The organism is Streptomyces sp. NPDC098101 (assembly GCF_044760185.1).
In the GTDB taxonomy this organism is placed as follows: domain Bacteria; phylum Actinomycetota; class Actinomycetes; order Streptomycetales; family Streptomycetaceae; genus Streptomyces.
Window position 1 is genome coordinate 307,177 of sequence record NZ_JBIWAS010000004.1, and the last position, 26,949, is coordinate 334,125.

Sequence of the window (26,949 nt, forward strand, 5' to 3'; positions counted from 1 at the left end):
TGCGGGCGGTGCGGATCAGAACTGGAGCGACCAGGCGTTGACGTAGCCGGTGTCGTTGACCCAGTTGTCGGTGACGCGGAGCTTCCAGGTGCCGTTGGCGGCCTTGGCGGAGGCGTCGACCGTGAACGTGCCCTGGACGTGGTCGGCGCCGTCGGAGGAGTTGTAGTTCTTCAGGACGAACGCACCGCCGTCGGGGGCGACCAGCTCGACCTTCAGGTCGCCGCGGAAGGTGTGGCGGATGTCGACGGTGACGGCCAGGTTCGCGGGGGCGTTGCCGGTGACGCCGGTGACGGTGATCGGCGACTCCACGGTGGCGTTGTCGCGGATCTGGACGTCGTCGGTGTTCTCGAACTTGTTGCCGGTGGGCGGCGGGGTGGTGCTGCCGGTGCCGGTGTACAGGAGCTTGTTCGGGGAGCCGGTGCGCGGGTCGGTGACCTTGCCGGAGGTGGCGTCGGCGACCAGCTTGTCGCGGACCTGGGCCGGGGTCCAGGTCGGGTTGGCGGCGAGCAGCAGGGCGGCCGCGCCGGCGACGTGCGGGGCGGCCATGGAGGTGCCGCTCATGGACTGGGAGGCGGTGTCGCCGGAGTTGGACGTGGAGACGATGCCGTCGCCCGGGGCGAAGATGTCCAGGCAGGAGCCGTAGTTGGAGCCCTGGCCGTTGGACCAGCCGGTGGCGCGGGCGTCCCGGCTGTTGGTGGCGCCGACGGTGATGGCGGCCGGGGTGGAGGACGGGGAGTAGGAACACGAGTCGGCGTTGTTGTTGCCGGCCGCCACGACCCAGGTGACGCCGGAGGCGATGGAGGCCGCCACGGCGTCGTTCACGGACTGGGTCTTGCCGCCGCCGATGCTCATGTTGGCCACGGCCGGCTTCGCCGCGTTCTTGGTGACCCAGTCGATGCCGGCGAGGACGGGGGCCCAGGTGTCGCCCGAGGTGCCCTGGCAGTTGAGGACCCGGACGCCGATCAGCTTGACGCCCTTGGCGACGCCGTACGAGCCGCCGCCGACGGTGCCGGCGACGTGGGTGCCGTGGCCCTGGCAGTCGGAGGCGTTGGAGTCGTTGTCGATGAAGTCGTAGCCGCTGACCGCGCGTCCGCCGAAGTCGCGGTGGCTCATGCGGATGCCGGTGTCCACGATGTACGCGTTCACGTTGGAGGCGGTGGTGCCGTAGGTGTAGCTCTTGTCGACCGGCAGGTCGCGCTGGTCGACGCGGTCCAGGCCCCAGGAGGGCGGGTTGGGCTGGGTGCCGACGGCGTACGCGACCGCGTCGGCCTCCACCCGGGCCACCGACGGGTCGGCGGCCAGTTCCTCGGCCTCGCTCTCGCTCAGCTTCACCGCGAAGCCGCGCAGGGCGGCGGTGTAGGTGTAGCGCAGGCTGCCGGCGTGGCGCTTGGTCAGGGCCTTCGCGGAGGCGGGCACGTCGGCGCGGGCGACCGAGTCCTTGAAGGTGACGATGTAGGAGCCTTCGACCGCGCCGGGGCGGTCCGCGCCGACGATGCGGCCCTCTCCGCCGCCCGGCGGTACGGGGGCGGCGGTGGCCCCGGCGGTCGAGGCGGCTCCGGCGAGCAGGGCGGCACTGGCGCCGACGGCGAGCAGGCGCCGGAGGGCGCGAGCGTCGAACTCCATGGTTTCTCCCTTGAGAGGTGTCCGGGCCCGGCTCGGGCCCGGAGGGCTGCACCCGTCGCCCCGGTGGGCTCCGGACACGCCCTTCGGTGGTGGGGAGGCGCGTGTCCGGAGGTCGGCCGCCGGTCCACCGGGACGCGATCCTGTTGGGATCATGACAATCGCCTGGTCGTGGCGGCCGTGCGGGCGCCTTCGGATGCCGGCGCCCACGGCGGTGGGGTGTGGGGTGGCGCGTCGCACGGAGTCGGCTCCGTGCGACACGGGCCCGGCCACGCCGGACGACCGCGTGGGGTGCGGCCGTCCCCGTACCTCCGCCGGCTGGGGACCGCGGTGTACGGGACGGCGTCGCCGGACCGCCCAGAGCTTCGGTCAGACGGGAGGAACCCAGCAATCCGTAGCGCTACCCAAAGAGTGGGAGCGGGCCGCCCGCATTCCGTAGGTGGTGGACCCCTATTGCGGCCCCGGCCGTCCGGAGGGTAGACCACCTGCCCAACGGGGCCGCGGCGGACGGCGGCCTTCCGGGTGGCCGGTCGGCGAGAGGCGGAGCCGTGGAGAGACGTTCCTCCGGTACGGGGTCCCCGGGTGCGGGGCGCGGCGAAGGGGCGTCCCGCGGGGGCGGGTTCGTCGGGCGGGCCGAGGAGGCGCGGCGGCTGCGGGAGGCGCTGCGGGCGGGGCCGGGCCTCACCGTCGTCCGGGGGGAGGCGGGCGCGGGGACGTCCCGGCTGGTGGACGAGGTGCTCGGCCGGGCGGAGTTCGCGGAGTGGACGCAGCTGCGCGGGACGTGCCCCGACACGGCGGACCCGGTGCCGCTCGGGCCCGTCGCCGACGCGCTGGCCGGGCTGCCGTACCGGCCCGCCCCCGCCGGCCGGCCGCTGCCCGCGGTGACCGGGGCGGTCGGCCTCCTCGTACCGGAACTGGCCGACCGGCTGCCGCGCCCGCCCGCTGCGGCGGCCGATCCGGAGGTGCGGCGCGGGCTGCTGCCGCGTGCGGTCGGGGCGCTCCTCGCGGCGGCCGGGGACACCGTGCTGGTCGTGGAGGACGTCCACCACGCGGATCCCGCGACCCTCGCCCTGCTCCGGCACCTGACGGGGGCGGTGCCGGCCGGGCTGCGGCTCGTCGTCACCGAGGACGCGGCGGCCGGGCTGCCCCTCCTCGGCGTCCGCGCCCCGGCGGGGGCACGGGTCGCGGAGATCGCCGTCCGGCCCTGGACGCCCGGGGAGACGGGCGAGTTCGTCCGCCACTGGCTCGACGCGCACCGGCCGGACCGGGCGGACGAGCGGGAGGACCTCACCGCCCTCGTCCACGACCTGACCGGCGGACTCCCCTCGGCCGCCGTGGAGTTGCTGCGGGACGCGGGGGAACTCCTGCGAGGACACGACGGGGAGGACGGCCTCCGCTGGAGGGGCGGGGCGGCGGAGCCCCGGGGAGCGCGGGGCGACGGGGTCGCGAGCCCCCGGGCGGGCGAGGCCGACGAGGGGGCCGGGGCCCGGGCGGGCCGGGGCGAGCGGGTGGCGGGGCTCCGGGCGGACGGGGCCGATGGGGCGACGAGTCCCTGGGCGGGCATGGCCGACCGGGCAGGGACAGGCCGGGCCGAACAGGCGGCGAACTCCCGGGCGGGCGAGGGCGGCCGGGTGGCGGAACCCTGGACGGGCCGGGGCGAGGGAACGGCGGGTCCCCGGGCGGGCGAGGGCGGCCCGGCGGCGGAGTCCTGGGCAGGGTCGGGCGAGCGGGTGGCGGGGGGCGTGTTCGGGGCCGTGTGCGAGGTCGGGGTGCCCGTGCGGGTGGGGCGGGAGCTGGCCCGGCGGTGCGGGCCGCTCGACGGGGACGCGCGGCGGATCGTCGAGGCGGCGGCCGTCCTCGGCCTCCCGGTGTCCGTCGGCGTGCTCGCCGAGGTGGCGGACCTCGCGCCCGAGCGGGCCGAGGCGGCCGTGGACGCGTGCGTACGCCGGTCCGTGCTGCGGGCCGACGGGCCGTGTCCCGGCTTCCGGCACCCGCTGGACCGCCGGGCCGCGCTGGCACGCCTGTCCGGGCCCCGGCGCGCCCGGCTGAGCCTGCGCGCCGCCCGGGCCCTGCGCCGGGGCGGCGAGGGGCCGCCGCCGCTGGCCGAACTCGCCCGGCTGTACGCGGCGGCCGGGCGGGTCCGCGAGGCCCTGCGCTGTCTCGTCACGGCCGCCGACCGGGCGGCCGCCACGGGCGACTACGCCACCGCCACCCGCCTCTACACCCGGGCCGTCGCCGAGGACCCGCGCGCGGAGGGCCGGATCCGCACCGCCGCGAAACTGGCCCGCACCGCGCAACTGGCCCGCGCGGGCGAGCCGGTGGTGGCCGCCGTGCGGCGGGTCCTCGACGAGGACGACCCGCCGCCCCGGCTGCGCGGCGAGATCCGGCTGCACCTGAGCGTCGTCCTGCGCAACCAGAGCGGAGGCGCGCTCGACAGCCTCAACGAGGTCGCCCGCGCCGTTCCCGACCTGGAGGCGTCCGACCCGCAGACCGCCGCCCGCGCCATGGCGGTCGCCGCCATCCCCTCCATCAAGGGCTGGCCCGTCGACCGCCACCGGGAGTGGCTGGAGCGCGGCGAGGCGCTCGCCGACCGGGTCACCGACCCGGTCGCGCGGGCCGCCGTCGCCGCCAACCGCGCCACCGCCCTGATGCTGCTCGGCGACCCCCGGGCCTGGACCGCCGCCGAGGCGCTGCGCGGCCCGGCCGGGTCCGCGATGGAGGCCGCGCACCACGCCCGGGGCTGGACCAACCTGGCGCACGCGGCCAGCGCCCTCGGATACGGAGCCCGGGCCCGGGAGTTCCTGGACCGGGCCACCGACGGGCTCGCCGACACCAGCAGCCCCTATCTGGAGGGGCTGATCCAGACCGCCCGTCTGGTGCTCGCCTGGCACGAGGGCCGCTGGCAGGGCCTGCACGCGGCCGCCGACCGCACCGCTCGGCTCTACCGGGAGATACCGGACCTGACCTCCGAGGCCATGCTGGTCCGGGGGCTGACCGCGCTGCACGTGCTCGGCGACGTCCCCCGGGCCCGCCACGACCTGGCGGAGGCCGCCCGTACGACCCGTTACGACACCGGGCTCATCCTCACCGCCTCCGCCGCCGCCACGGCCCGCGTCCATCTGGAGGCGGGGCGGCCCGGGCGGGCGTGCGACGCGGTGGAGGAGGTGCTGCACCGCCTGGAGCGGACCGGCGGCTGGGTGTGGGCCGGGGAGGTGCTGCCCGTAGCCGTGGAGGCCCTGCACGGCAGCGGGCAGACCGCGCGGGCCCGCCGGCTCGTCGCCGACTTCGCCGCCGGGACCGCCGGCAGCGACGCGCCCGCCGCCCGGGCCGCCCTGACCGTGTGCCGGGCGCTGCTCGCCGAGGCCGGGGGGCGGCCGGACGAGGCCGTCGGCCTGCTGGCCGACGCGGAGGAACGGTGGCGGCTGCTCGGCCGCCCCTTCGACGCGGCCCGGGCGGCGGAGGCCCGCGGGCGCTGTCTCCTCGGCCTGCGCGGGGAGGCGGCGGCCGACGGGGTCCAGGAGGTGGTCGAGGTGTACGGACGGCTCGACGCCCGCTGGGACGTGGCCCGTTGCCGACGGCTGCTGCGCCGCCACGCCATCGTCACCACCCACCGCCGCGGCCGCCTCGGCTACGGCGACCAGCTGTCCCCGCGCGAGCAGGAGGTGGCCCGGCTGGTCGTCCAGGGCCGCGCCAACCGGGACATCGCCGAGAGCCTGGTCCTCTCCACCCGGACCGTGGAGCACCACGTGGCGCGCATCATGCGGAAGCTGAACGCCTCGTCCAGGACCGACATCGCGCCTGCGTGGTGGGGAGACGGCGGGACGGAGACGCGCGGGCGGTAGGGAGCCTCCTGCCGATCGGGCCGGAGGGGATGTCGGACCCCTGTGGCAGGGTGGATCGCGGGCGGGGGAACCGTCCTCGACCGACCCCGGAGAACGCAGGGAGCAGCACGTGGACGACGCCGCCACCGGCACGGACCGCCGCAGCGCGGAGCGCGGGCGCTCGGACCTCGCCGTGCTCACGGCCTGGTGGCGGGGGCTCGGCGGCGACGGTTTCCTCGCGCTCCCGCCGCCGACCCGGAGCCGGTACACCCAGTCCGACGGCCACGAGGACGCCGCCGAACTCGCCGCGTCGCGGGGCCTGCCGACGCCGCTCTCCTTCGCGTACTGGCACTGGCAGTCCCACCGGCGGGCCTTCGACCGCTCCGGCGCCCTGACGGGCGAACTGCTGCTGCACTGGGGCGGCGACCACGGCACCGTCGCCGCCGGGCTCGGCGAGGGGCCCGCCGGTTTCCGGATCGTCGACAACGGGCCCGGGGGCGCCTTCGGCCTGGACCGGGTCACCGCCCGGGACGAGACGGGCCTGCCCGATCCGGCGGACCCCGACGGCGTGCGCCAGTTCCTCGGCGCGCTCGACGAGCCGATGGACCGCAGCGCCCCCTTCCTCCGTTACCGGCCGCTGTCCCCCGCCGAGGCCGCGTGGCTCCACGAGCGGCTGCGCGGCCCCCTGGTCCTCTCCGCCGCGACCCGGTTCGCGGTCTCCCTGGAGCGGCGGGACGGGCTCACGCCCGACGAGACGGAACGGCTGCTGCGGGCCTGGCGGGAGGAGTACGCGGGGCGGCCCGCGGAGTGGAGCGCCTGGCGGGAGCTGCTCCACGCGCTGCTGCGCCACGGCTCCGAGGAGGCGTGGCAGGCCGTCGCCGAGCTCGGGCCCCGGGCCGCCCCCGTCCTGGCCCGGGTGCCGTCCGAGCGGGGCCTGGCCGTCGTGCGGGAGACCGCGCTCGCCGGTGACCGGGCCGCGGTCCACGCCTGGCTGACGCTGCACCGCGCGCTCCGCGAGCCCGACGCGGTACGGGCCGCGGCCGCCCTCGCGGCCGAACTGGAGGCGCACGGCGCGCCGGAGGCCTCCTCGCGCGGCCTGCACCAGGCGCTGGTCGGGGCCGTCACGGCCGACTGGCGCCGGGAGACGGGCGCGGACCACCGGGCCGGCCTGTCCTGGTCCGCCCTGACGGCGGTCCGCCTCAGCACCGACGAGCGGCTGCCGCGCGCCCTGCGCGTCCTCGCCGCGGACGCGGCCCGCGACCGGGTGGAGCTCGTACGGGAGGAGGCGCTCCGGCCCGGTCACGGCGCGTTCTCCGGCATCGGCGCCGACGACGTGCTGGCCGCCGTGGACCGCTACGAGGCCGCCCGGGACGGGCTCCTGTCCGGCACAGGACCCGATCTCACCGCCTCCGAGGGGACGCTGGGCGACCTGTGGCACCGGTACCGGACGCTCACCGACGCCGACGTCCGCTGGCTGCGGGAGCGGGTGGCCGACCCGGGGACCGATCTCCAGGGGCTCGGCTTCTGCCTAGAACTCCTCCTCGCCCACGGCCTGGCCGGGGCAGCCGAGGTCGAGGCGCTGCTGCCGCGCCGCCTGAAGGACCTCACCAAGAAGTACCGGACCACGTACACCGAATGGCGCCATCCGCTCGTCACCCTGACGTGCCTCGCCCTCGACCTGGACCATCCGGCGGCGGGAAAGCTGGTCTCCTGGTGGAACGGGGCCCGGCCGGTCTGGAAGGACGAGCTGCGGCTCCTGACCCACCTCGGCGCCCCCGACGAGGCCAAGGCCGCCGAGTTGTGGGACGCCGTCACCTCGCCCGCCCACGACGTGGGGCAGCTGATGACCTGGGTCCTGGTCCGGGCCCGGCTCGACGGGGAGCACCCGCTGCTCGTCGCCGACCGGCTGCTCGGCGTTCCCGGGATCCGCTCCCACACGCTGGACCGCGTGCTGATCGGCGTGGCCGACCCCGAACAGCCGCTGTGGCACTACGCCGTCGACGGCCGCAGCCGGAGCTGGTGGCAGCGCGCCCTGGAGGTCGCCGAGCACCCCGGCCTCTCCCCCGGGGCCCGCGCGATCGGTCTGCGGACCGCCCGCGCGCACTCCCTGGTCCGCCACCCGGACCAGCTGAGACCCGCGCCGACCGGGGCCGAACGGGCGGCGGCCGTGGCTTGGATCGAGCGGCACGCCGACGAGTGAGGCACGCCGACGACTGAGGCGCGCCGCTCGTGGGCCGACGGTCACCACGCCTCGGTGTCCGCCGAGGCGCGCTCCGCCGGTTTCGCGCCGCCGGACGTGCGCAGCCGGGCCGCCACGAGGGGCAGGACGAGTACGGAGAGCATCGCCGCGCCGACCAGCGCGGCCGCCTCCTCGCCGTCGATGAGTTCCTGGTCCACCCCGATGGTGGTGACCGCGACGACGAGCGGCAGGCACGTGGCGGCGTAGAAGGCCAGCGCCGACCGGTCGGACCGGCCGAGGTCCCGGGGCGCGAGGAAGTACACGGGCAGGCCCCGCACGACGAGGAACAGCAGCAGGAAGAGCGGGACGAGCGCGAGCGTCCCGGGGCTCCCCAGGAGTTCGTCGAGCCGGAACTCGATGCCGGTGACCACGAAGAACAGGGGCACGAGGAAACCGAAGCCGATCGCCTCCACCTTGCCGAGGATCTCGGCGCTGCTCTCGGGTGCCGCGGCGTCGAGCACGAGCCGGGTGAGCACGCCCGCCGCGAAGGCGCCGAGGAGCACGTCGAGGCCGAACGCCTCCGACAGCCCCAGCATTGCCGCGAGCAGCAGCATGACGAAACGGACGGCGAACTGGCCGCTGCTGTGGAGCGTCTTGACCATCAGGCGCGACAGCCACGGGGCCGGGGGCCGCATCGCCAGGACCACCGCCCCGGCGGTGATCAGCCCGAACGCGACGAGGACGGCCGCGGACTCCGCCGGTCTGCGGCCGCTCAGGAGCAGCGCCATGGCGATCACGGGCCCGAACTCGCCCACCGCGCCGAACGCCATCGTCACGTCCCCGAAGCGGCCCTTCAGCTCCCCGGCGTCCTTGAGGACGGGAAGCACGGTGCCCAGCGCGGTGCTGGTCAGCGCCGTGCCGACGACGAGGCCCGCCGAGACGTCCCCGCCGCTCAGCAGCAGGGCGATGCCCAGCCCGGCGGCCAGGGAGACCAGCCACGCCCCCAGCGAGCGGCGCAGGAGTCCGCCCCGTACGTTCGCGAACTCGATCTCGTACCCGGCGAGGAAGATGAGCATCGACAGACCGAGCTCGGACAGGACGTCGATCACCTCGTCCGAGCGCGCCCATCCGAGGACGTCCGGGCCGATGACGATGCCCAGGACGATCTCGAAGACGACCAGGGGGACGCGGACCCGGCGGGAGACGCCGTCCGCGAGCAGGGGCGCGAGGACCGCGACGGACATGATCAGGAGGAGGGTGACGGCGGAGGGCACCTCCGGTGTTTAACACGCGGCGCGCGGATCGCCGGTGAGGCCGTTCCGGAGGGTGCCGTGGGCTCACGCCGAAGGCGGCGGGGACCCGGGGGGCGCGAGCGGGAACGGTCCTTCCGAGGGGTGCCCTCCTCCGGTGCGCGAGCGGGAGCGGTCCGGTCGGGGCCCGTCGGTCAGCCGTCGGTGACGCCGTCGGTGGGCAGGAGGACCTTGCCGGTGTGTCCGCCGACCTCCCTCCTGCGGTGCGCCTCGACGGCCCCGTCCATGGGCGGCCGGTCCTCGACGAGCAGGCGTACGGATCCGTCCTCGATCATCGGCCAGACCTTGTCGCGGACCTCCGCGACGACCGCGGCCTTCTGCTCCTTCGTCCGGGTGCGCAGCTCCCGCACCCGCGCGGCCTTCTCCGGACCGCCCACGGTGCTGACGACGCGGGCACCCAGGGGCCTGGGCGACCTGGATCGCGACGGAGCCCACGCCGCCGAGTCCGCCGTGCACGAGGAGGGTCTCCCCCGCCTTCAGACCGGCGGTCATCACGAGGTTGGGCCAGACCGTGGCCGTCACCTCCGGCAGACCGGCTGCCTCGACCAGGCCGACCCCCTTCGGCACGGGCAGCAACTGCCCGGCACCACGAGGGGTGCCGGGCCGGGTGTGGGTGGGGTCAGTCGTTGTGGAGTGCGGTGGTGAGGAAGTCGATGGCGAGTTTGCGGGCGATGTTGGCGGCGCGGGTGTCGCGGAGGCTGTCGAGGAGGAGGAAGTCGTGGACCATGCCGGCGACGCGGACGGAGGTGACGTCGACGCCGGCTTCGCGGAGTTTGTTGGCGTACTTCTCGCCCTCGTCGCGCAGGACGTCGGCCTCGTCGGTGATGACCAGGGTGGTGGGCAGGCCCTTGAGCTGGTCCAGGGTGGCCCGGAGGGGGGAGGCGTGGTGTTGGGTGCGCTGGGTGGGGTCGGTGGTGTAGGCGTCCCAGAACCATTTCATGCCGTCGCGGGTGAGGTAGTAGCCCTCGGCGAACTGGTGGTAGGAGGGGGTGTCGAAGTCGGCGTCGGTGACCGGGTAGAGCAGGCACTGGGCCTTGAGGTCGATGCCGCCGCGTTCCTTGTTCATCAGGGCGAAGACCGCCGACATGCAGCCGCCGACGGATTCGCCGGTGACCGCGATGCGGGTGGTGTCCAGGCCGTGTTCGGCGCCGTGTTCCAGGACCCACCGGCCCACCGCGTAGTTCTGTTCGACCTGGGTGGGGTACTTCGCCTCCGGTGCCCGGTCGTAGACCGGGAAGACCCCCGCCGCACCCGCACCGACCGCCAGTTCACGGAAGAGCCGGTCGTGGGTCTTGTCGTCGCCGAAGACCCAGCCCGCGCCGTGGATGTAGAAGACCACCGGCAGCGCTCCGCCCACCCCCTTGGGGCGGATGATGCGGGTACGGACCGTGCCCCACTCCCCCGCGTCCACCTCCACCCACTCCTCGTCGACCTCCGGACGCGGCACACTCGCATCACTCTGCAGGCCGAGCAGGATGTCACGGCCCTTCTCGGGCGGGACCTCGTAGATCCGCGGATGCGGATCCGTCGCCTCGCACAACTCCTTCGCGGCCGGTTCGAGATAAGGGGTGATCGGAGGAGGAAGGTCGGTCATGTCCGCTCCCTGTCGCGGGCACACGGGTGCCCTGTTCGCGCGGCCCCGACGGCCGCGACCGTCGCACACGCCTAACCCAGGCGCGGCACTGCCTGTTTCCATCCTTTAGGTCCCTTTTGCCCGCCGCAACCCGGCCGGGCGGCCCGTCGCGCGGCCCGCCCGGCGTACGCGTCGCCGCGCGTCCGGCACCGGCCGGGACGGCGGACTTTTCAGGGGCTCCCGGGCGCCCGGAGCACGCCCAGGACCGCCTGCCGGGTGCGCAGGAGCAGTGCGGTGGGGTCGGGCTGCCGCACGGCCAGGCCGACGCCCGCGCAGAAGACGCGGGTGGCCAGGGCGCGGACCGCGTCCTCGTCGTGGAGCGCCCCGGCGCCGGGCAGGCTCCGGGAGAAGGCCTCGAACAGCGCGTTCGGCTCCCCTTCCTCCGCCGTCGCGCGTTCCTCCGCCGCCGCGAGCAGGGGCAGGAGGGCCGGGCGCTCGCGCGCCACGACCACCGCCGCTTCGAGCAGCCGGTCGAGGAGCGCCCCGGGCGCCGGGTAGTCGGGGCGGGAGGGGGCGTAAGGCTCCCGCTCCGCCACCTGCCGGAACCGGTCCGCGAGGCGTCGGCCCAGCTCCTCCAGGACGGCGCCCCTTCCCGGAAAGTACTGGTACAGGCTTCCGGGGGAGATGCCGGCGTGCCGGGCGAGGGCGTTCATGCCGAGGGCCCGTACCCCCGCGTCCGCGACGAGTTCCTCCGCCGCGTCCACGATCCGGTCGATCCGGTGCTCTCCCCGCGCCTGGCGCCGGCGCCGTACGGGCGCCGGCGCGCCGGGCGCCGGGCCGTCCCGAAGGGCCATCTCCTCCTCCGCGTCTCCCCCGCGCCTCGTACCGGTGCCGTCCGCCCGGAGGGCCGGGCGCGGCCCTCACGCCTCCGGCAGGGTGATCTCCCTCTTGAGGATCTTGCCGCTCGGGCCCAGCGGGAGCTTGTCCACGAGCCACACCCCGCGCGGGTACTTGTAGGCCGCCACGCGCTCCTTGACGTACTCCCGCAGCTCCTCGGGGGTGGCCCGCGCGCCGGGGCGGAGCACGACCGCGGCCGCGACCTCCTCGCCCAGCTCGGCGTGCGGGACGCCCACGACGGCGGCCAGGGCGACGGCGGGGTGCTCGTGCAGGACCTCTTCGACCTCGCGCGGGTAGACGTTGTAGCCGCCGCGGATGATCATGTCCTTCTTGCGGTCGACGATGTACAGGTAGCCGTCCTCGTCCGCCCGGGCGAGGTCGCCGGTGCGCAGCCAGCCGTCGGGGACGGCGGCCTCGGTCTCCTCGGGACGGTTCCAGTACCCCTTCATCACGTTCGGCCCCCGGACGGCCAGTTCGCCGATCTCGCCCGGGGCCACGTCCCGGCCGCCGTCGTCCACGAGCCGCACCTCGACGTCCCGGATGGGGGTGCCGATGGAGCCGGCCTTGCGCGGGCGGTCGGGGTGGTTGAACGTGACCACCGGGCTGGTCTCGGACATGCCGAAGCCCTCCAGGACCGGACAGCCGAACCGCCGCTCGAAGCCGTGGAGGATCTCCACCGGCAGCGAGGCGCCGCCGGAGATGCACATCCGCAGCGTCGAGACGTCGGCCTCGGACGGGTGCTGGAGCAGCGCCGCGTACATGGTCGGGACGCCCTCGAAGACGGTGGCCCGCTCGCGGGCGACGGCCTCCAGGACGGCCCCCGGCTCGAACCGGGGGATCAGGACGAGGGAGGCGCCGCTGCGGACGGCCGCACTCATGGTGCAGATCTGGCCGAAGATGTGGAACAGGGGCAGGCAGCCCACGACCACGTCCTCGGGCGTCATCCGCTGGATCTCGACGCCGTTGACCTCGGTGTTGTGCCGCAGGCCCGCGTGGGTGAGGACGGCGCCCTTGGGGCGGCCGGTGGTGCCGGAGGTGTACAGCAGGACGGCCGTGTCCTCGCCGTCCGCGTCGGCGACGCCGGGCAGCGGCTCGTGCCCGGCGAGGGCCGCGGCGAACGCGGCGGGTTCGACGGCGGTGTGCCGCACCCCCGCGGCGGCGGCCCCCTTCGCGCCCTCGCCCGGCGCCTGGTGCCATTCGAAGAGGCGCACGGCGCCGGAGTCGGCGAGGTGGTACTCGGTCTCCCTGGTCTTCAGGAGCGGGTTCATCGGGACGACGACCGCCCCGGCGCGCAGCACTCCGTAGTACAGGACGACGAACTCGGGGACGTTGGGCAGCATCAGGGCGACCCGGTCGCCCGGCCGTACGCCCTCGGCCCTGAGCAGGGCGGCGGCGCGGGCGCTGTGCTCGTCCAGCTCCGCGTAGGTGAGGACCCGCTCCCCCAGCCGCAGCGCGGGGCGCTCGGGCTGCCGCCCGGCCGTCTCCACGAGGAACCCTGCCAGATTGGCCATGACCCGCCTCCGTTACACGAGATCACCAGATGTTTACATCGCCGACATCTTGTCGCCGTCCGGCGGCATGTCCTATGGCCTGCGCGACAGCAGTCGGACCCCCGGATTGTTCGCCGCGACAAAAGAGGGCGGCTAAGCTGCGGGCATGGACCTTTCGGGCGTGGTCGCGGCGCTTCGTTCGAGGCTTCCCGAACTGGCCGGGAGGATGGCGCTGCGCATCCGCGCGGAGGTCGACGCCTACCAGGACGAGTCGCTGATCCCCCTGGACTCGCTGCGGACCTCCTGCGCCGCCAACGCGGACTTCGTGCTGACGCACCTCCGCCGCGAGGCCGCCCCGGACCCGGAGGCGGCCCGCGAGACCGGGCGGGCCAGGGCGGAGCAGGGCGTCCCGCTGGCCGACACCCTGCGCGCGTACCGCATCGGCTCGGAGCTGCTGTGGACGGAGATCGTCGCGGAGGCGCGCACGCGTCCGGAGGTCTCGGACGACCTGCTGGTGTCGGAGTCCGCGGACTTCTGGGCGTTGTTCGGCCTGTACGCGGAGGCGGTGGCGGGCGCCTACCGGGAGACGGCCGCCGAGCTGACCTCGCGGGGACGGGCGCGGCGCTCCGCCCTGGTGGAGGCGCTGTTCACGGGCGTCATCACCGACCGCACCCTGTGGGAGGCCGCCCGGGAGCTGGGGCTGCCCGAGCAGGGGCCGTACGCCGTCGCCGTCGCGGAGGCCGGCGCCCCGGGCGAGGATCCCCTCGCGGGCGTGGAGGCGACGCTGCTCCGGGCGGAGCTGCCTTCCGCCTGGAGGTCGCTGCCGGACCAGCGGCTCGCCCTGATCGCGCTGCCCACCGCCTCGGCGGAGAGCACCTGCCTCCGCGTCCTGCGGCGGAGCCGCGCCCGGGTGGGGGTCAGCCCGTCCTTCCCCTCGCTGCGGGGCGCCCCGCAGAACCTGCGCTTCGCGCGCCTGGCCCTGTCCGGGCTGTCGGGCACCGGTCCCGGCGTGGCCCGGTTCGACGACGACCCGCTGGCGATGGTCGTCGCCGCGGCGCCCGCCGAGGCGGCCCGCCTGGTGGAGGTGACGCTGCGGCCGGTGCTCGACCTGCCGACCGCGGAGCGGTCCCGCCTGCTGCGCACCCTGGAGCACTGGTTCGCCTCCGGCGGTTCGGCCGACACCACGGCCCGGAGCCTCTTCGTCCACCCCAACACCGTCCGCTACCGCCTCCGGCGCGTCGAGGAGCTGACGGGCCGGTCGCTCTCCGATCCCCGCGCGGCGGCGGCCGTCGGCGCGGCCCTCCTGGCGGTACGGGACCGGGGGACGGACCTCGCGGAACGGCCGACGGACACCGGCTGATCCGGGTCGGGGTGCGGATCCGGTTTCAGGTCCGGTTCCGGGGACCGGGGCCGGGGTGCGGGTCCGGGGCCGGCCCGCCGGGGACGGGGACGGACGGACCCGACGGGTCCGGGCGCGCGCCCGGCGACGAGGCGCGCGGCGATGGCGTTCAGCCGCCCGGGGTCACGCGCTTCCGTCGTTCACGAGCAGGATCTTGCCGAGGTGACCGCCGGCCTCCAGGAGGCGATGACCCTCGGCGGCGTCGGCCATCGGGACGGTCCGCTCGATCACCAGCTTCACGGCGCCGTCCTCGATCATGGGCCAGACGTTCTCGCGCACCGCGGCCACGACCTCGGCCTTGTACTCCTTCGTACGTGTCCGGAGCGTCGTCCCGTGCACCGAAGCCCGCTTGAACACGATCTCCGCGAGGTTCAGCTGCCCTTCGAGGCCCTTCTGCAGGCCGATGACGACCAGGCGCCCGTCCGCGGCGAGCGACCGGACGTTGCGCTCCAGGTAGTCGCCGCCGACGACGTCGAGGATCACGTCGTAGGGGCCGTGCTCGGTGAAGTCCTCGGTGCGGTAGTCGATCGCCACGTCGGCGCCCAGCTCCCGGGCCTGCACGGCCTTCTCCCGGCCGCCCACGGTGGTGACGACGCGGGCGCCCAGGGCCTTGGCGACCTGGATCGCCATCGTGCCGACGCCACCGGCGCCGCCGTGCACGAGAAGGGTCTCCCCCGCCTTCAGACCGGCGGTCATGACGAGGTTGGACCAGACCGTGGCCGTCACCTCGGGCAGGCCAGCCGCCTCGACCAGGCCGATCCCCTTCGGCACGGGCAGCAGCTGCCCTGCGGGGACGGCGACCTTCTGCGCGTAACCGCCGCCGGTCAGCAGGGCGCAGACCTCGTCGCCCACCTTCCAATCCGTGACGCCCTCCCCGATCTCGCTGATGCGACCGGAGACTTCGAGGCCCGGGTACGGCGACCAGCCGGGCTGCAGGGGGTAGAGCCCCCAGCGCTGCATGACGTCCGCCCGGTTCAGCGCGCTGGCGACCACGTCGACGACGACCTCGCCGGGAGCGGGGGTCGGGTCCTCGACCTCGGTCCACTCCAGCACCTCGGGACCACCGTGCTCCCTGATCGATACGGCCTTCATGACGACTCCTTTTCCCTCACGGGTTTCCACCACGGGAAAGCCAGAATGTTTACGTTGCATACATTACGCCCCGGAGTGTGCGGTGTCAACATTTGAGGCGTGTGGGAGGGAAAGAGCCGGAACGTCACCCGAACGTGGCCCCGGAGCGCGAAAACACCCCGCACCTCCTGACGTGCGGGAGGTGCGGGGTGGGACCCGGGGCCGTCGGCGTCCCCCACGGACACCGGCGGCCCCGGAGCTCGGCGGGAGCCCTGCGGGTCCCGGGCTCGGTGGCGGGAGCCCTTCGGGTTCCCGGCTCGGCGGCGAGGCCGTTCAGGCCCGGGCGGCCGGCTCGCGGCGCGGGGGCTCCTGCTCGGCATCCGGCCGGGCGGCGGGGGCGGTCCGCGCCGGGGCGGGCAGGCGCGCGCCCTCGATGTCGACGTCCGGGAGCAGCCGGTCGAGCCAACGGGGCATAGTCCAGGCGCGCCGCCCGAGCAGGGCCATGGCGGCGGGCACGAGCGTCATCCGGACCACGAAGGCGTCGATGAACACGCCGAAGGCGAGCGCGAAGCCGATGGACTTGATGATCGGGTCCTCGTTGAAGACGAATCCACCGAAGACCGCGATCATGATCAGCGCGGCGGCCACCACGACCCGCGCGCTGCTGGAGACGCCCCGGGCGATGGCCTCGGCCGGATCCTTGCTGTGCTCGTGGTGTTCGCGCATCCGGCTGACGAGGAACACCTCGTAGTCCATGGCGAGGCCGAAGAGCACGCCGGTGAGCAGGATCGGCAGGAAGCTGGTGACCGGTCCGACCGCCGCCACGTCGAGCAGGCCGTTCAGGTGGCCCTCCTGGAAGACCCAGACCGAGGCGCCCAGGCTCGCGCCGACCGAGAACAGGAAGCCGAGCGCCGCCTTGAGCGGCACCAGGACCGAGCGGAAGGCGAGGGCGAGGAGGACGAGGGCGAGGAGGACGATGACACCGATGAACAGGGGCAGCGCGTCGCCCAGCTTGGCGGCGACGTCGATGGCCATGGCCGTCTGTCCGGTGACGTAGAGGGTGCCGCCCGCGGCGGCGACCTCGGGCGCCTTGTCGCGCATCCGGTGGACCAGGTCGGTGGTGGCCTGGGCGTCGGGGCTCGACTTCGGCGCCACGGACATGACCACGACGCCGCCGGAGGGCGCGGCCACCGGGGGCGAGACGGCGGCCACGTTGGCGTCGGCGGCCAGCGCGCCGCGCAGTCGGGTCACGGTGTCCTGCCGCTGGTCCCGCGGGATGCGTTCGGTGTCCACCACGGTGATGAGGGTGGCGTTGAAGCCGGGGCCGAAGCCCTCGGTGAGCAGGTCGTAGCTCTTGTGCTGGGTGCTGGCCTCGGGCTGGGAGGCGTAGCTGGGCAGGCCGAGGCGCAGGTCCTTGGCGGGCAGGGCGAGGGCCAGCAGGCCCAGGACTCCGGCGACCAGGACGACGGCCGGGGTACGGGTGACGCCGCGGGCCCAGGCCAGGCCCCAGGAGCCGGGGGCCCGGTCCTTGCGACCGCTCTCGCGCCTGGGCCGGCGCGGGCGCATCCGCTCGCCGAACACGCCGAGCACGGCCGGGAGCAGGCTGATGGCGACCAGGACGGCGATCAGGACGGTCACGGCGCCGGCCAGGCCCATGATCGTGAGGAACGGGATGCCGGTGATGGCCAGGGCGGCGAGCGCGATGACGACCGTGGCGCCGGCGAAGACGACCGCGCTGCCGGCCGTGGCGGTGGCCCGGGCGATCGACTCCTCCCAGTCGGCGTCGGGGTCGGCGAACTGCTCGCGGTGCCGGGAGATGACGAACAGCGCGTAGTCGATGCCGACCGCCAGGCCGATCATCAGGGCCAGGACGGTCGCGGTGCCCGTCATCTCCACGAAGCGGGAGACGAACATCGTGCCGAGCACGCCGACGGCGACGCCCAGGAGCGCGGTGATCAGCGGCAGTCCGGCGGCGACGACGGAGCCGAGCGCGACGGCGAGGATCACGAAGGCGACGACGACGCCGACCAGTTCGGCCGGGCCTCCGGCCTCGGCCTGCGGAAGCATCGCGGAGCCGCCCAGCTCGACCTGCATCCCGGCGTCGCGGAGGGGCTGCACCGCGGCGGCCAGCTCCTCCTTGGCCTCCTCGGGCACCTCGGGGGCCTCTTCGGTGAACCGGACGTCGGAGTAGGCGATGCTCCGGTCGGACGACACCGCGCCGACCTCGGCGGGCCGGGAGACGTTGACGACGCCCTCCACCCGCTCCGCCTCGCGCAGGACGCCGTCGAGCGCCTTCTGCCGCGCCGGGTCCGTGACCCGCTCCCCCTCGGGGACGGCGACCACGATGCGTACGACCCCGCCCGCGGCGGGAGGGAACTTCTCCTTGAGGAGGTCCTGCGCCTCCTGCGCCTCGACGCCGGGGACGGTGAACTCCGTGGACGTCTTTCCGTGCAGGGTCGCTCCCAGACCACCGACGACGGCGAGCAGGAGTATCCAGGTCGCGATCACCCAGCGGCGGCGGCGGACCATCCAGCGCGCCCAGGCGTACAGGCGTGAGGCCATCGGTGCATTCCTAACCGGTAGAAACCCTGACCAGAGAGATCACAAGGGAGAGAGGCGTGGTGGAGGGGTCAGAGCGGTCACCTCCACCACGCACTACAAAGTAACGCATTTTTGCAGTCGACTGTAAATTAGCTACCGATGGTAAGGTTCTCGCATGACGGGTGACAGCCTCAGGGAACGCGGCAAGGCGCGGCGCAGGGAAGCGATCCTCACCGCGGCCTACGAGCTGTTCGCCGAGCGGGGCTTCGACGCCACGAGCATCGCCGACATCGCCGAGGCGGCCGAGGTCTCGCCGCGCACGGTCACGCTGTACTTCCCGACCAAGCTCGAACTGGCGATGGAGCACTTCAACGCCTTCGTCGCACAGCTGGCCGCCGCCCTGCACGCCCGGCCCGAGGGGCAGGGCATCCTCGACACCGTGGAGCGGTGGCTGCGCGAACAGGCGGATTCCCAGAGCGAGTTCGACGACCTCTACGACCGGATGCTGGAGTCCAACCCCCAGCTCAAGGGACTCTGCCGGGGGCGCCTCACCGACGTCGTGCAGGACGGCGCCCGGCTCCTCGCCGAGGAGCGGGGGTGGCGTCCCGACGCCTTCGCCCCGCGCATCCTGGCGGCCACGGTGGCCAGCGTGATCAGCGAGCTGACGCACCGGTCCGAGCCGGGCGACCTGGAGACCGCGATGACCTTCATCCGCGCCGCGGCCGCCACCCTGCGGACCGGCGACTGACCGGACGTCCGGGCCCCGCCGCCGCGCGGAGCACGGTCAGCCGGTCCCGGGGGCGCCCTGGATCGTCAGCAGGATCCCCGGCTCGCGGTCGCGGACCGCCTTCGCGGCGTCCACGAAGGAGGCGACGAGCGGATTCGGCCGGTCCGCGCGGTGGGCCACGGCGACGACCGACCCCGGATGGTCCTCGATCGTGAGGAACCGCACCCCGGGACGGGGCGAGTAACGGCGGGCCGCCGCGGGGGTGATGCAGCAGGCCATCCCGGCGGCGACGACCTCCACCTCCTCGCTCTGGGAGTGCGTCTCGACGAGGTTCCGCGCGCGCTTGCCGCCGCGATGGGCCGCCAGGGTCCAGAAGTCGCGCCAGACGCCGTCGTCCGTGCGGCCGATGGCGATCGGTTCGTCGAGGAGGTCCGCCACGCGGACCCGGTCGCGGGAGCCCAGCCGGTGCGCCGTGCTCACCCCGACGACACAGGGCTCGGTGAACAGCGGCGCGACCACCAGGCCGTGGGTGGAGCTGGGAAGCCGGATGAACGCGACGTCGGTGGTGGCGCCGGCCAGACCCGCCGAGGGGTCGGCGAAGCCGAACTCGTGCAGTTCGACCCGGACTTCGGGATGGCGGCCGGTGAACTCGCCCAGGATGTGCGTGGTCAGTTCGAGCGCGGCACCGACGACGAAGCCCACCCTCAGCGTGGCCCGCTCCCCCTGCCCCACCCGCCGCGCCTCGGCCACGCCCCGGTCGAAGCGGGCGAGCACCTCGCGGGCGGCGGCCAGGAACACCTCCCCGGCCGGAGTGAGCTCCACCCTGCGGGAGGTGCGCCGCAGCAACGGCGTCCCGAGCTCGGCCTCCAGCTCGGCGATCTGCTTGCTCAGCGACTGCTGGGCGACGAAGAGCTTCGCGGCGGCACGGGTGAAGTGCAGCTCCTCGGCCAACACGACGTAAGAACGCAGTCGGCGCAGGTTCATATCCACAATCCCCGGATTGTAGATCGCGCCGAGATGAGTGTTTCACCTCACACCCGGTCCGCCGCCACCATGAGCCATCCGCGGGTGTCACGGGGCCGGGTCCGGGCAGCGGGAGCGGTCCGCTCTCCGGTGGCCCGAGATTCAGGAGGACGAGAGATGAAGAGGGAAACCGTTCCGGCGGGCACCTGGACCAACTGGGCCGGCGACGAATCCTGTACGCCCCGCCAGGTCCTGCGGCCGGGCTCGGTGGAGGAGGTCGCCGCCGTGACCGGGCGGGCGGCCGCCGAGGGCCGGACCGTCCGGGTCGTCGGAGCCGGTCACTCCTTCAACGACCAGGTCTGTACCGACGGCCTGCTGCTGAACCTGGACCGGATCAGCGGTCTGCGGCACGTGGACGCCGGGGCGGGGCTCGTCACGGTCGGCGCGGGCACCCGCCTGGCCGATCTGAACCTCCAGCTCGCGCTCCACGGCCTCGCCCTGCCCAACCTCGGGGACATCGACCGGCAGAGCGTCGCGGGCGCCCTGTCCACCGGCACCCACGGGACGGGCCGGAAGCTGGGCAACCTCGCCACCCAGATCGAGGCCCTGGACCTCGTCCTGGCCGACGGCACCACGCTGACCTGCACCGAGGACGATCCCGAGGTCCTGCGGGCGGCCCGCGTGAGCCTCGGGGCGCTCGGCGTCGTCACCGGCTACACCCTGCGCGTCGTCCCGGCCTTCGCGCTGCGCGCCGAGACCGGCACGATGCCGCTCGACCGGACGCTCGACCGCCTGGACGAACTCGTCGACGGCAACGACCACTTCGAGTTCTTCCTGTTCCCGCACGCCGAAGCCGCCCTGGTGAAGCTGAACAACCGCACCGACGAGCCCGTCCGGCCGCCCCGCGAAACGGCCAGGAGGATCGCCGAGTTCGCCGAGAACGGCGTCTTCGAAGCGGCGTGCCGGGCGGGCCGCCGCTTCCCGTCCCGGATCCCGTTCCTGAACCGGGCCGTCACCCGGCTCATGGCTCCCACGGAGCACGTCGACCGGAGCCACCGGGTCTTCGCCAGCAGGCGTTCGGTCCGGTTCACCGAGATGGAGTGGGCCGTGCCGCGCGCCGCCTGCGCCGAGGTCCTCCAGGAGATCCGGCGGACGATCGACCGCGACCGCCTGGCCGTGGGGTTCCCGATCGAGGTGCGGTTCGTGGCCGGGGACGAGCTGTCCCACCTCAGTCCGGCCTACGGGCGCGAGACCGCGTACCTCGCCGTCCACATGTACCGGGGGATGCCCTGGGAGCCGTACTTCCGCGCCGTCCAGGACATCGCCCTGGCCTTCGGGGGCCGGCCGCACTGGGGCAAGCGGCACCTGATGGAGGCGGAAGGGCTCGCCGCCCGCTACCCCGCGTGGGACCGGTTCCAGGCGGTCCGCGCGCGGCTCGATCCCCGGGGCACCTTCACCAACGCCCATCTGCGCCGTGTGCTCGGCCCCGTCGGGGACCCGGGCACCGCGCCCTCCCCCGCCGGCGTACGCACCCCGAAGGAGCGGTAGGGGTCGCCGTCAGGGCCGGGGGGCCGCCGGCGCGCCCACCGTCATGCGCGTCATGGCGCGGTACCGCTCCGCGAGCTCCCGCGGGGAGTGCTCGCCCCCGGCGCGGTACCACTGCGAGACGCCCGTGCACATGGTGACGATCGCCCGGCCCGCCTCGCGCGGGTACGGGGTCGTGAAGACCCCCCGCGCGACGCCGTCCTCGATGACGCGGTCCATCAGGCGCTGCTGGCGGTCGCGGGCGGCGATGTACGTGGTGCGGGCCTCCCCGGTGAGGCTGCGGATCTCGCTGGAGGCGATGAACGCGAGGTCGCGCCGGTGGGCGTGGAACAGGACGAGGCACTCCACGAGCAGGTCGAGCCGTCGCGGGACGTCGTCGCCTGCCTCCTCCAGGGCCGCGGTGCTGCGCCGCCACAGGTCCTCCATGGCGTGGGAGACGAGCGCGACGAGCAGCGCCTGCTTCGAGGCGTAGTGGTAGTACAGGCCCGGCACGGACAGCTCCGCCCGGGAGGCCACGGTCCGGATCGTCGTCCCGTGGTAGCCGTGCTCCACGAAGCAGGCGAGCGCGGTCTCCAGGATGGGCGGCAGTCGGCTGCCCGAGTACGCCCTCCACGCCACCCCGGCATCGGTCTCGGTCACGGCACTCCCCTCGCCCCGGATCTTCGTCGCGTCGGCACGCCAGTATGCAGCGTCGTCCGGTCCGCGACGACGGCAGACCCCTTGACACGGCGCTCCCGCTGCGCCGATCCTTCACCGAGCGATCGCTCGGTAACCCCCATTCTCGCACCGCGTGGACCGAGCGCGCCATGGACCGAGCGAGCGCTCGGTCGCCAAGGGCCCGCGCACGGCGCGGGCGGGAGGGACGAGAGATGACGGTTCCCGGAAACCCCCTTGCGGGTTCCTTGCCCCCCACCGGCGCCGCGGCCGGGACGACGCCCGGCCACGACTCCCTCGTGGCCGCGTGGCGGGACCGCGTGGCGAGGAATCCGGAGGGCGTGGCGCTGCGCTACTTCGACGGCGCCCTGACCGCGCGGGAGGCGGACTCCGCGTCGGACGCCCTGGCCGCCGCGTTCGAGGCGCGCGGCACCCGGCCGGGCGACCGCGTCGGCGTGTACCTGCAGAACGTCCCGCAGTACGCGCTGGTGCTGCTGGCCCTGTGGAAGCTGGGGGCCACCGCCCTGGGGCTCAACCCGATGTACCGGCGCCAGGAACTCCGCCGGATCATCGACGATTCCGGGGCGGTCGGCGTCGTCTGCGCGGACGCGGACGTCCACGAGACGCTCGGGACGCTGGCGGGGAGCACGGTCCGGTGGCTGATCAGCACCTCGCCCCTGGACTACCAGTCGAGGAACGACCCCCGGGTCTTCGCGACGGCGGAGCGCCACGCTCCGGCCCCGGACGGCGATCTGACGGCGCTGATCGGGGAGTTCGCCGGCCGCGGCCCCTCGCCCGTGGAGCCGACCCGCGACGACGTCGCGTTCCTGACGTACACCTCCGGTACGACGGGGCCGCCGAAGGGCGCCATGAACACCCACGGCAATGTCCTGAGCGTGGTGGAGACCTGCGCGTCCTGGACGGGCGTGGACGACGGGGACGTCGTGCTCGCCGTCGCCCCGCTGTTCCACATCACCGGCGCGGTGGTCAACGCGGTGCTCTCCCTGCTCACCGACACCACGCTCGTCCTGACGGGCCGGTTCCGCCCCGAGGTCGTCCTGGAGGCCTTCGCCGAGCACGGGGTGACCTTCACGATCGGCTCCATCACGGCGTTCCACGCGATCCACGAGCTGCCGCAGGCCGGTCCCGGGCACTTCGCGTCGGTGAAGGCCCTGTACTCCGGGGGCGCGCCGATCCCGCCCGCGACCGTCGAGCGGTTCCGGGAGCGGTTCGGCGTCTACCTCCACAACGGCTACGGGATGACCGAGACGACGTCCGCCGTCATCGCCGTGCCCCCGGGGGAAAGGGCGCCGATCCACCTGCCGAGCGGGACGCTGTCCATCGGCAGGCCCCTGCCGGGCCTCACCGCGCGGGTGGTGGACCTCCACGGCCGGCCGGTGCCGAGCGGGGAGCAGGGCGAGCTGGAGCTGAGCGGGCCGCAAGTGGTGCCCGGGTACTGGGGCAAGCCCGAGGCCACCGGGCAGGCGATGCCCGGCGGCCGGCTCCGTACCGGTGACGTCGCCGTGATCGACGAGGAGGGCTGGGTCTACCTGGTGGACCGGCTCAAGGACCAGATCAACGTGTCCGGCTACAAGGTGTGGCCGCGCGAGGTCGAGGACGCGCTGTACGAGCACCCCTCGGTCCTGGAGGCCGCCGTCGTCGGGGAGCCGGACGAGTACCGCGGCGAGGTCGTCGTCGCCTACGTGTCCCTCAAGACGGGCGCGGACGCCACCCGGGACGAGCTGATCGCGTTCTCCCGCGACCGCCTGGCCGCCTACAAGTGCCCCCGGCGGATCCACTTCGTCGCCGAGCTGCCCAAGACCCAGAGCGGCAAGATCCGCCGCGCCGAACTGCGCGGGACCGGTCCCGCCTCCCCTGCGAAGGACTGATCCAGTGAGCGGGAACCACACCGGCCAAGGCCGTTTCTCGGGCCGCGTCGCCGTCGTGACCGGCGCCAGCCGGGGCATCGGACTGGCCGTCGCCGAACTGCTCGTCTCCGAGGGGGCACGGGTCTGTCTCACCGCCCGCAAGGCCGGACCCCTGGAAGAGGCCGCCGCGGCCCTCCCGCCGGGCAGCGTCGTCACCGTCGCCGGCCGGGCGGACGACCCCGAGCACCGCCGCGAGGTCTTCGACACCGTCGCCCGCGCGTTCGGCGGACTCGACGTCCTGGTGAACAACGCCGGGATCAACCCGGCCTACGGCCCCCTCACCGAGCTGGACCTCGACGTCGCCCGCAAGGTCCTCGAAGTCAACGTCCTCGCCACCCTCGCCTGGGTCCAGGACGCGGTGGCGCGCCGGGACCTGGGCTTCGCCGAACGCGGCGGGGCCGTCGTCAACCTCTCCTCGGTGACCGGGGAGACCCCGGCGCCCGGGATCGGGCTCTACGGGGTGAGCAAGGCCGCCGTGTCGCACCTGACCAGGACGCTGGCCGTCGAGCTCGGCCCGGAGATCCGCGTCAACGCCGTGGCGCCGGCCGTGGTGAAGACCCGGTTCGCCGAAGCCCTGTACGAGGGCAGGGAGGACGAGGTCGCCGGGGGTTACCCCATGAAACGCCTCGGCCTGCCCGCCGACATCGCCTCCGCCGTGGCCTATCTGGCCTCGGACCAGGCCTCCTGGGTCACCGGCCAGGTCCTCACCGTCGACGGCGGCCTGACGGTCGCCGGCGGCACCGCGTGAAAACCGCGCCCGAGCCCGCGCCCGCACGCGCACCCGAACCAGCACCAGCACCCGCACCCGCACCCGCACCCGAAAGGACCGTCATGCCCTTCAGCGATCTCCCTCCCGAGGTGGAGGAACTGCGGCAGCGCACGCGCCGGTTCGTACGCGAGATCGTCGTCGACGAGGAGCCCGCGCCGGGCGGTCGTCTCGACCAGGTCACGCGCGACCGCCTGCAGGCGGCGGCGAAGGAGGCCGGTGTCTTCGCGCCGCACGTGCCGAAGGAGTACGGCGGGCAGGGCCTGCCCGTCCAGCACTGGTCCCCGGTCCTCCAGGAGGCCGGCTACTCGCCGATCGGCCCCTCCGCGCTCAACTGCATGGCCCCCGACGAGGGGAACATGCACATGCTCAACCTCATCGCGACCGAGGAGCAGAAGAAGCGCTACCTCGCGCCGCTGGCCTCGGGGGACGTCCGGTCCTGCTTCGGGATGACCGAGCCCCACCCGGGGGCGGGCTCCGACCCGGACGCGCTGCGGACCCGGGCCGTGCGCGCCGACGGCGGCTGGATCCTCGACGGGCACAAACGCTTCACCAGCGGCGCCGTCGGTGCCGGATTCTGCATCGTCATGGCCCGCACCCCGGCCGTCGACGGCTCCCCCGAGGGAGCCACCATGTTCCTGGTCGACATGGACAACCCCGGCATCCGGGTCGGCGAGCCGATCCACACCGTCGACCGCGCCATCGACGGCGGCCACCCCCACCTGTACGTCGAGGACTGCTTCGTCCCCGACCACGCCGTGCTCGGCGAGGTCGGGCTCGGCTTCCGGTACGCGCAGGTACGGCTCGGCCCCGCGCGGCTCACCCACTGCATGAGGTGGCTGGGGCTCGCGCGCCGGGCGCACGACATCGCCCTCGACCGCGCCGGGAAGAGGGAGCTGTTCGGCGGCCCGCTCGACTCGCTCGGCCTGGCACAGCACCTGATCGCCGAGTCCGTCATCGACATCGAGACCTCCGACGCGATCATCACGAAGACCGCCGCGCTGCTGCACAGCGACCCGAAGGCGGGCTCCGCGATGTCCTCGGTCGCGAAGGTCCACTGCTCGGAGGCCATCCACCGGGTGATCGACCGCGCCGTCCAGATCTGCGGCGGGGACGGGGTCTCCGACGGGCTCCCGCTGGCGCAGTACCTCAACGAGGTGCGCCCGTTCCGCATCTACGACGGCCCCAACGAGACCCACCGGTGGGCCATCGCCCGCCGGGCCTCGGCCGCCCGGCGCGCCGCGGTCCGGGCCGGCGAGTCGTACCAGGGCGACGCCGTCGTCAGCCGGGACGGGGGCGCGTGATGCACACCGTCCCGGACGGGGTCGAGGTCGTCGCGAGCCAGGACCAGGCCCGTCACCTCGACAGCCCTCCGCTCCTGGTCCTCGACGCGGTCACCGGCTTCCTCGACGCGCACGGCATCGGCGGCGGACCGATCGCGTGGCAGCGCATCGGCGACGGCCACTCCAACGTCACCTATCTGATCGAGCGCGGCAGCCACCGGGTCGTCCTCCGCCGGGGTCCGCGCCCGCCGCTGCCGAGGTCGACGCACGACATGCTGCGCGAGGCCCGCGTCCAGCGGATCCTCCACGGGCACGGGGTGCCGGTCCCGGAGATCCTCGCCGTCTGCGAGGACACGTCGCTCCTGGGCGTGCCCTTCTACCTCATGTCCCACCTGGACGGGACGGTCGTCACCGACGCGATCCCGGCCCACCTCTCCTCCCGCGAACAGCGCGGCGCCACCGGCGAGGCGGTCGTCGACGCCCTGGTCGCCCTGCACCGCATCGACGTGACCGAGGGGGAACCCGCCTCCCTGGGGTCCCCCGAGGGATACCTCCGCCGCCAGGTCGACCGTTTCGGCGGACTGTGGGAGGTCAACGCCTCGCGCGCGCTCCCGGCGGTGGAGCGGATCGCGGACTGGCTCGGCCGCAACCTGCCGGCGAGCCAGGCGGCCTCGGTGGTGCACGGCGACTACCGCATGGGCAACCTCATGTTCGCCCCGCGGGCCCCGGCCAGGGTCCTCGCGATCCTGGACTGGGAGATGGCCACGCTCGGCGATCCGCTGGCCGACCTGGGCTATCTGACCGCCACGTACTCCGAGGCGGGCGCGCCCACCACTCCCCTGGAACTGACGACGGTGACCCGGGCGCCCGGGTATCCCACCAGGCTCCAGCTGGCGGAGCGCTACCGGTCCCGCACGGGCCTCGACCTCACCGCGCTCCCCTGGTACCAGGCCCTCGCGCTGTGGAAGGCGGCGATCTTCTGCGAGGCGATCTACACCCGCTGGCGGCGCGGCGAGCGTCCGGGCGACACGGACTTCGGGCCGTCCCTGGAGGCGGGCGTCCCCCGGCTGCTGGGCACGGCCGCCCAGTACGCCGGTCTGATCGCGACTCCCCGCACCTGACGCCCGACGGCGCTCCCCCGCGGTACCGAACGTCATTCCGCCCTGCCCGAGAACAGTGAAG

Annotated in this window: 18 protein-coding genes and 1 pseudogene; 9 read left to right on the forward strand and 10 right to left on the reverse strand. The window is 74.4% G+C overall.

Features of this window, described 5'->3' with window-relative positions; genetic code table 11:
* Positions 1 to 15 precede the first annotated feature (15 nt).
* On the reverse strand, positions 16 to 1,623 hold the full coding sequence (locus tag ACIQVI_RS20000) for a S8 family peptidase (protein ID WP_403597506.1): 1,608 nt from the start codon (positions 1,621 to 1,623) through the stop codon (positions 16 to 18).
* A gap of 545 nt (positions 1,624 to 2,168) precedes the next feature.
* Between ACIQVI_RS20000 and ACIQVI_RS20005 the strand changes: the two genes are divergently transcribed.
* Positions 2,169 to 5,462 (forward strand): LuxR C-terminal-related transcriptional regulator, encoded by a 3,294-nt coding sequence (locus ACIQVI_RS20005; RefSeq protein ID WP_403597509.1) that lies wholly within the window; start codon positions 2,169 to 2,171, stop codon positions 5,460 to 5,462.
* A gap of 109 nt (positions 5,463 to 5,571) precedes the next feature.
* Positions 5,572 to 7,641: a hypothetical protein gene (locus tag ACIQVI_RS20010; protein WP_403597512.1), complete on the forward strand. Its 2,070-nt coding sequence runs from the start codon at positions 5,572 to 5,574 to the stop codon at positions 7,639 to 7,641.
* 41 nt (positions 7,642 to 7,682) lie between these two features.
* Here ACIQVI_RS20010 and ACIQVI_RS20015 read toward each other — a convergent pair whose 3' ends face one another.
* From ACIQVI_RS20015 to ACIQVI_RS20035, 5 genes and pseudogenes are all read right to left on the reverse strand, one after another.
* Positions 7,683 to 8,864: a cation:proton antiporter gene (locus tag ACIQVI_RS20015; RefSeq protein ID WP_403598709.1), complete on the reverse strand. Its 1,182-nt coding sequence runs from the start codon at positions 8,862 to 8,864 to the stop codon at positions 7,683 to 7,685.
* 200 nt (positions 8,865 to 9,064) lie between these two features.
* Positions 9,065 to 9,515 (reverse strand): annotated as a pseudogene (locus ACIQVI_RS20020) (zinc-binding dehydrogenase); the annotation flags it as partial.
* A gap of 34 nt (positions 9,516 to 9,549) precedes the next feature.
* Entirely contained in the window at positions 9,550 to 10,524 is a 975-nt protein-coding gene (locus ACIQVI_RS20025) for an alpha/beta hydrolase (RefSeq protein WP_403597515.1), read from the reverse strand.
* 209 nt (positions 10,525 to 10,733) lie between these two features.
* A complete protein-coding gene (locus tag ACIQVI_RS20030) occupies positions 10,734 to 11,357 on the reverse strand; it encodes a TetR/AcrR family transcriptional regulator (protein WP_403597518.1) in 624 nt (207 codons plus the stop codon).
* Between the two features lie 66 nt (positions 11,358 to 11,423).
* Complete coding sequence (locus ACIQVI_RS20035; RefSeq protein ID WP_351971543.1) at positions 11,424 to 12,911, reverse strand: long-chain fatty acid--CoA ligase; 1,488 nt, start codon at positions 12,909 to 12,911, stop codon at positions 11,424 to 11,426.
* Between the two features lie 145 nt (positions 12,912 to 13,056).
* On the opposite strand from ACIQVI_RS20035, the gene ACIQVI_RS20040 reads away from it, so the two are divergent.
* Positions 13,057 to 14,250, forward strand: coding sequence for a PucR family transcriptional regulator (locus tag ACIQVI_RS20040; protein ID WP_403597521.1), 1,194 nt, complete (start codon positions 13,057 to 13,059; stop codon positions 14,248 to 14,250).
* 162 nt (positions 14,251 to 14,412) lie between these two features.
* On the opposite strand, the gene ACIQVI_RS20045 is transcribed toward ACIQVI_RS20040, so the two are convergent.
* The gene (locus tag ACIQVI_RS20045) at positions 14,413 to 15,381 is read right to left on the reverse strand and encodes an NAD(P)H-quinone oxidoreductase (RefSeq protein ID WP_403597524.1); all 969 of its coding nucleotides are present in this window, start codon (positions 15,379 to 15,381) and stop codon (positions 14,413 to 14,415) included.
* 312 nt (positions 15,382 to 15,693) lie between these two features.
* Positions 15,694 to 17,922, reverse strand: a complete 2,229-nt coding sequence (locus tag ACIQVI_RS20050) for an MMPL family transporter (protein WP_403597527.1) — start codon at positions 17,920 to 17,922, stop codon at positions 15,694 to 15,696.
* 154 nt (positions 17,923 to 18,076) lie between these two features.
* Between ACIQVI_RS20050 and ACIQVI_RS20055 the strand changes: the two genes are divergently transcribed.
* Entirely contained in the window at positions 18,077 to 18,649 is a 573-nt protein-coding gene (locus ACIQVI_RS20055; RefSeq protein WP_403597530.1) for a TetR/AcrR family transcriptional regulator, read from the forward strand.
* A 36-nt stretch (positions 18,650 to 18,685) separates the two neighbouring features.
* On the opposite strand, the gene ACIQVI_RS20060 is transcribed toward ACIQVI_RS20055, so the two are convergent.
* Positions 18,686 to 19,612, reverse strand: coding sequence for a LysR family transcriptional regulator (locus ACIQVI_RS20060; RefSeq protein WP_403597533.1), 927 nt, complete (start codon positions 19,610 to 19,612; stop codon positions 18,686 to 18,688).
* A gap of 156 nt (positions 19,613 to 19,768) precedes the next feature.
* Between ACIQVI_RS20060 and ACIQVI_RS20065 the strand changes: the two genes are divergently transcribed.
* Positions 19,769 to 21,139 carry a D-arabinono-1,4-lactone oxidase gene (locus tag ACIQVI_RS20065; protein ID WP_403597536.1) on the forward strand — a complete coding sequence of 457 codons (1,371 nt, stop codon included), beginning with the start codon at positions 19,769 to 19,771 and terminating at the stop codon, positions 21,137 to 21,139.
* Between the two features lie 9 nt (positions 21,140 to 21,148).
* On the opposite strand, the gene ACIQVI_RS20070 is transcribed toward ACIQVI_RS20065, so the two are convergent.
* The gene (locus ACIQVI_RS20070) at positions 21,149 to 21,775 is read right to left on the reverse strand and encodes a TetR/AcrR family transcriptional regulator (protein WP_403597539.1); all 627 of its coding nucleotides are present in this window, start codon (positions 21,773 to 21,775) and stop codon (positions 21,149 to 21,151) included.
* A gap of 263 nt (positions 21,776 to 22,038) precedes the next feature.
* On the opposite strand from ACIQVI_RS20070, the gene ACIQVI_RS20075 reads away from it, so the two are divergent.
* The 4 genes from ACIQVI_RS20075 to ACIQVI_RS20090 all read left to right on the forward strand — a co-directional run bounded on the left by ACIQVI_RS20075 (position 22,039) and on the right by ACIQVI_RS20090 (position 26,888).
* Complete coding sequence (locus ACIQVI_RS20075) at positions 22,039 to 23,679, forward strand: class I adenylate-forming enzyme family protein (protein ID WP_403597542.1); 1,641 nt, start codon at positions 22,039 to 22,041, stop codon at positions 23,677 to 23,679.
* A gap of 4 nt (positions 23,680 to 23,683) precedes the next feature.
* Complete coding sequence (locus ACIQVI_RS20080; RefSeq protein WP_351971534.1) at positions 23,684 to 24,466, forward strand: SDR family oxidoreductase; 783 nt, start codon at positions 23,684 to 23,686, stop codon at positions 24,464 to 24,466.
* Between the two features lie 83 nt (positions 24,467 to 24,549).
* On the forward strand, positions 24,550 to 25,788 hold the full coding sequence (locus ACIQVI_RS20085) for an acyl-CoA dehydrogenase family protein (RefSeq protein ID WP_403597545.1): 1,239 nt from the start codon (positions 24,550 to 24,552) through the stop codon (positions 25,786 to 25,788).
* Entirely contained in the window at positions 25,788 to 26,888 is a 1,101-nt protein-coding gene (locus ACIQVI_RS20090; RefSeq protein WP_403598712.1) for a phosphotransferase family protein, read from the forward strand. The genes ACIQVI_RS20085 and ACIQVI_RS20090 overlap by 1 nt, the downstream gene beginning before the upstream one ends.
* Positions 26,889 to 26,949 lie beyond the last annotated feature (61 nt).

What these genes read in the sequence shown, in the direction of transcription:
- ACIQVI_RS20090 (WP_403598712.1), top strand. Translation starts at nt 25,788, where the DNA reads ATGCACACCGTCCCGGACGGGGTCGAGGTCGTCGCGAGCCAGGACCAG.
- ACIQVI_RS20045 (WP_403597524.1), bottom strand. Translation starts at nt 15,381, where the DNA reads ATGAAGGCCGTATCGATCAGGGAGCACGGTGGTCCCGAGGTGCTGGAG.
- ACIQVI_RS20060 (WP_403597533.1), bottom strand. Translation starts at nt 19,612, where the DNA reads ATGAACCTGCGCCGACTGCGTTCTTACGTCGTGTTGGCCGAGGAGCTG.
- ACIQVI_RS20035 (WP_351971543.1), bottom strand. Translation starts at nt 12,911, where the DNA reads ATGGCCAATCTGGCAGGGTTCCTCGTGGAGACGGCCGGGCGGCAGCCC.
- ACIQVI_RS20015 (WP_403598709.1), bottom strand. Translation starts at nt 8,864, where the DNA reads ATGTCCGTCGCGGTCCTCGCGCCCCTGCTCGCGGACGGCGTCTCCCGC.
- ACIQVI_RS20085 (WP_403597545.1), top strand. Translation starts at nt 24,550, where the DNA reads ATGCCCTTCAGCGATCTCCCTCCCGAGGTGGAGGAACTGCGGCAGCGC.
- ACIQVI_RS20030 (WP_403597518.1), bottom strand. Translation starts at nt 11,357, where the DNA reads ATGGCCCTTCGGGACGGCCCGGCGCCCGGCGCGCCGGCGCCCGTACGG.
- ACIQVI_RS20055 (WP_403597530.1), top strand. Translation starts at nt 18,077, where the DNA reads ATGACGGGTGACAGCCTCAGGGAACGCGGCAAGGCGCGGCGCAGGGAA.
- ACIQVI_RS20025 (WP_403597515.1), bottom strand. Translation starts at nt 10,524, where the DNA reads ATGACCGACCTTCCTCCTCCGATCACCCCTTATCTCGAACCGGCCGCG.
- ACIQVI_RS20000 (WP_403597506.1), bottom strand. Translation starts at nt 1,623, where the DNA reads ATGGAGTTCGACGCTCGCGCCCTCCGGCGCCTGCTCGCCGTCGGCGCC.
- ACIQVI_RS20050 (WP_403597527.1), bottom strand. Translation starts at nt 17,922, where the DNA reads ATGGCCTCACGCCTGTACGCCTGGGCGCGCTGGATGGTCCGCCGCCGC.
- ACIQVI_RS20065 (WP_403597536.1), top strand. Translation starts at nt 19,769, where the DNA reads ATGAAGAGGGAAACCGTTCCGGCGGGCACCTGGACCAACTGGGCCGGC.
- ACIQVI_RS20040 (WP_403597521.1), top strand. Translation starts at nt 13,057, where the DNA reads ATGGACCTTTCGGGCGTGGTCGCGGCGCTTCGTTCGAGGCTTCCCGAA.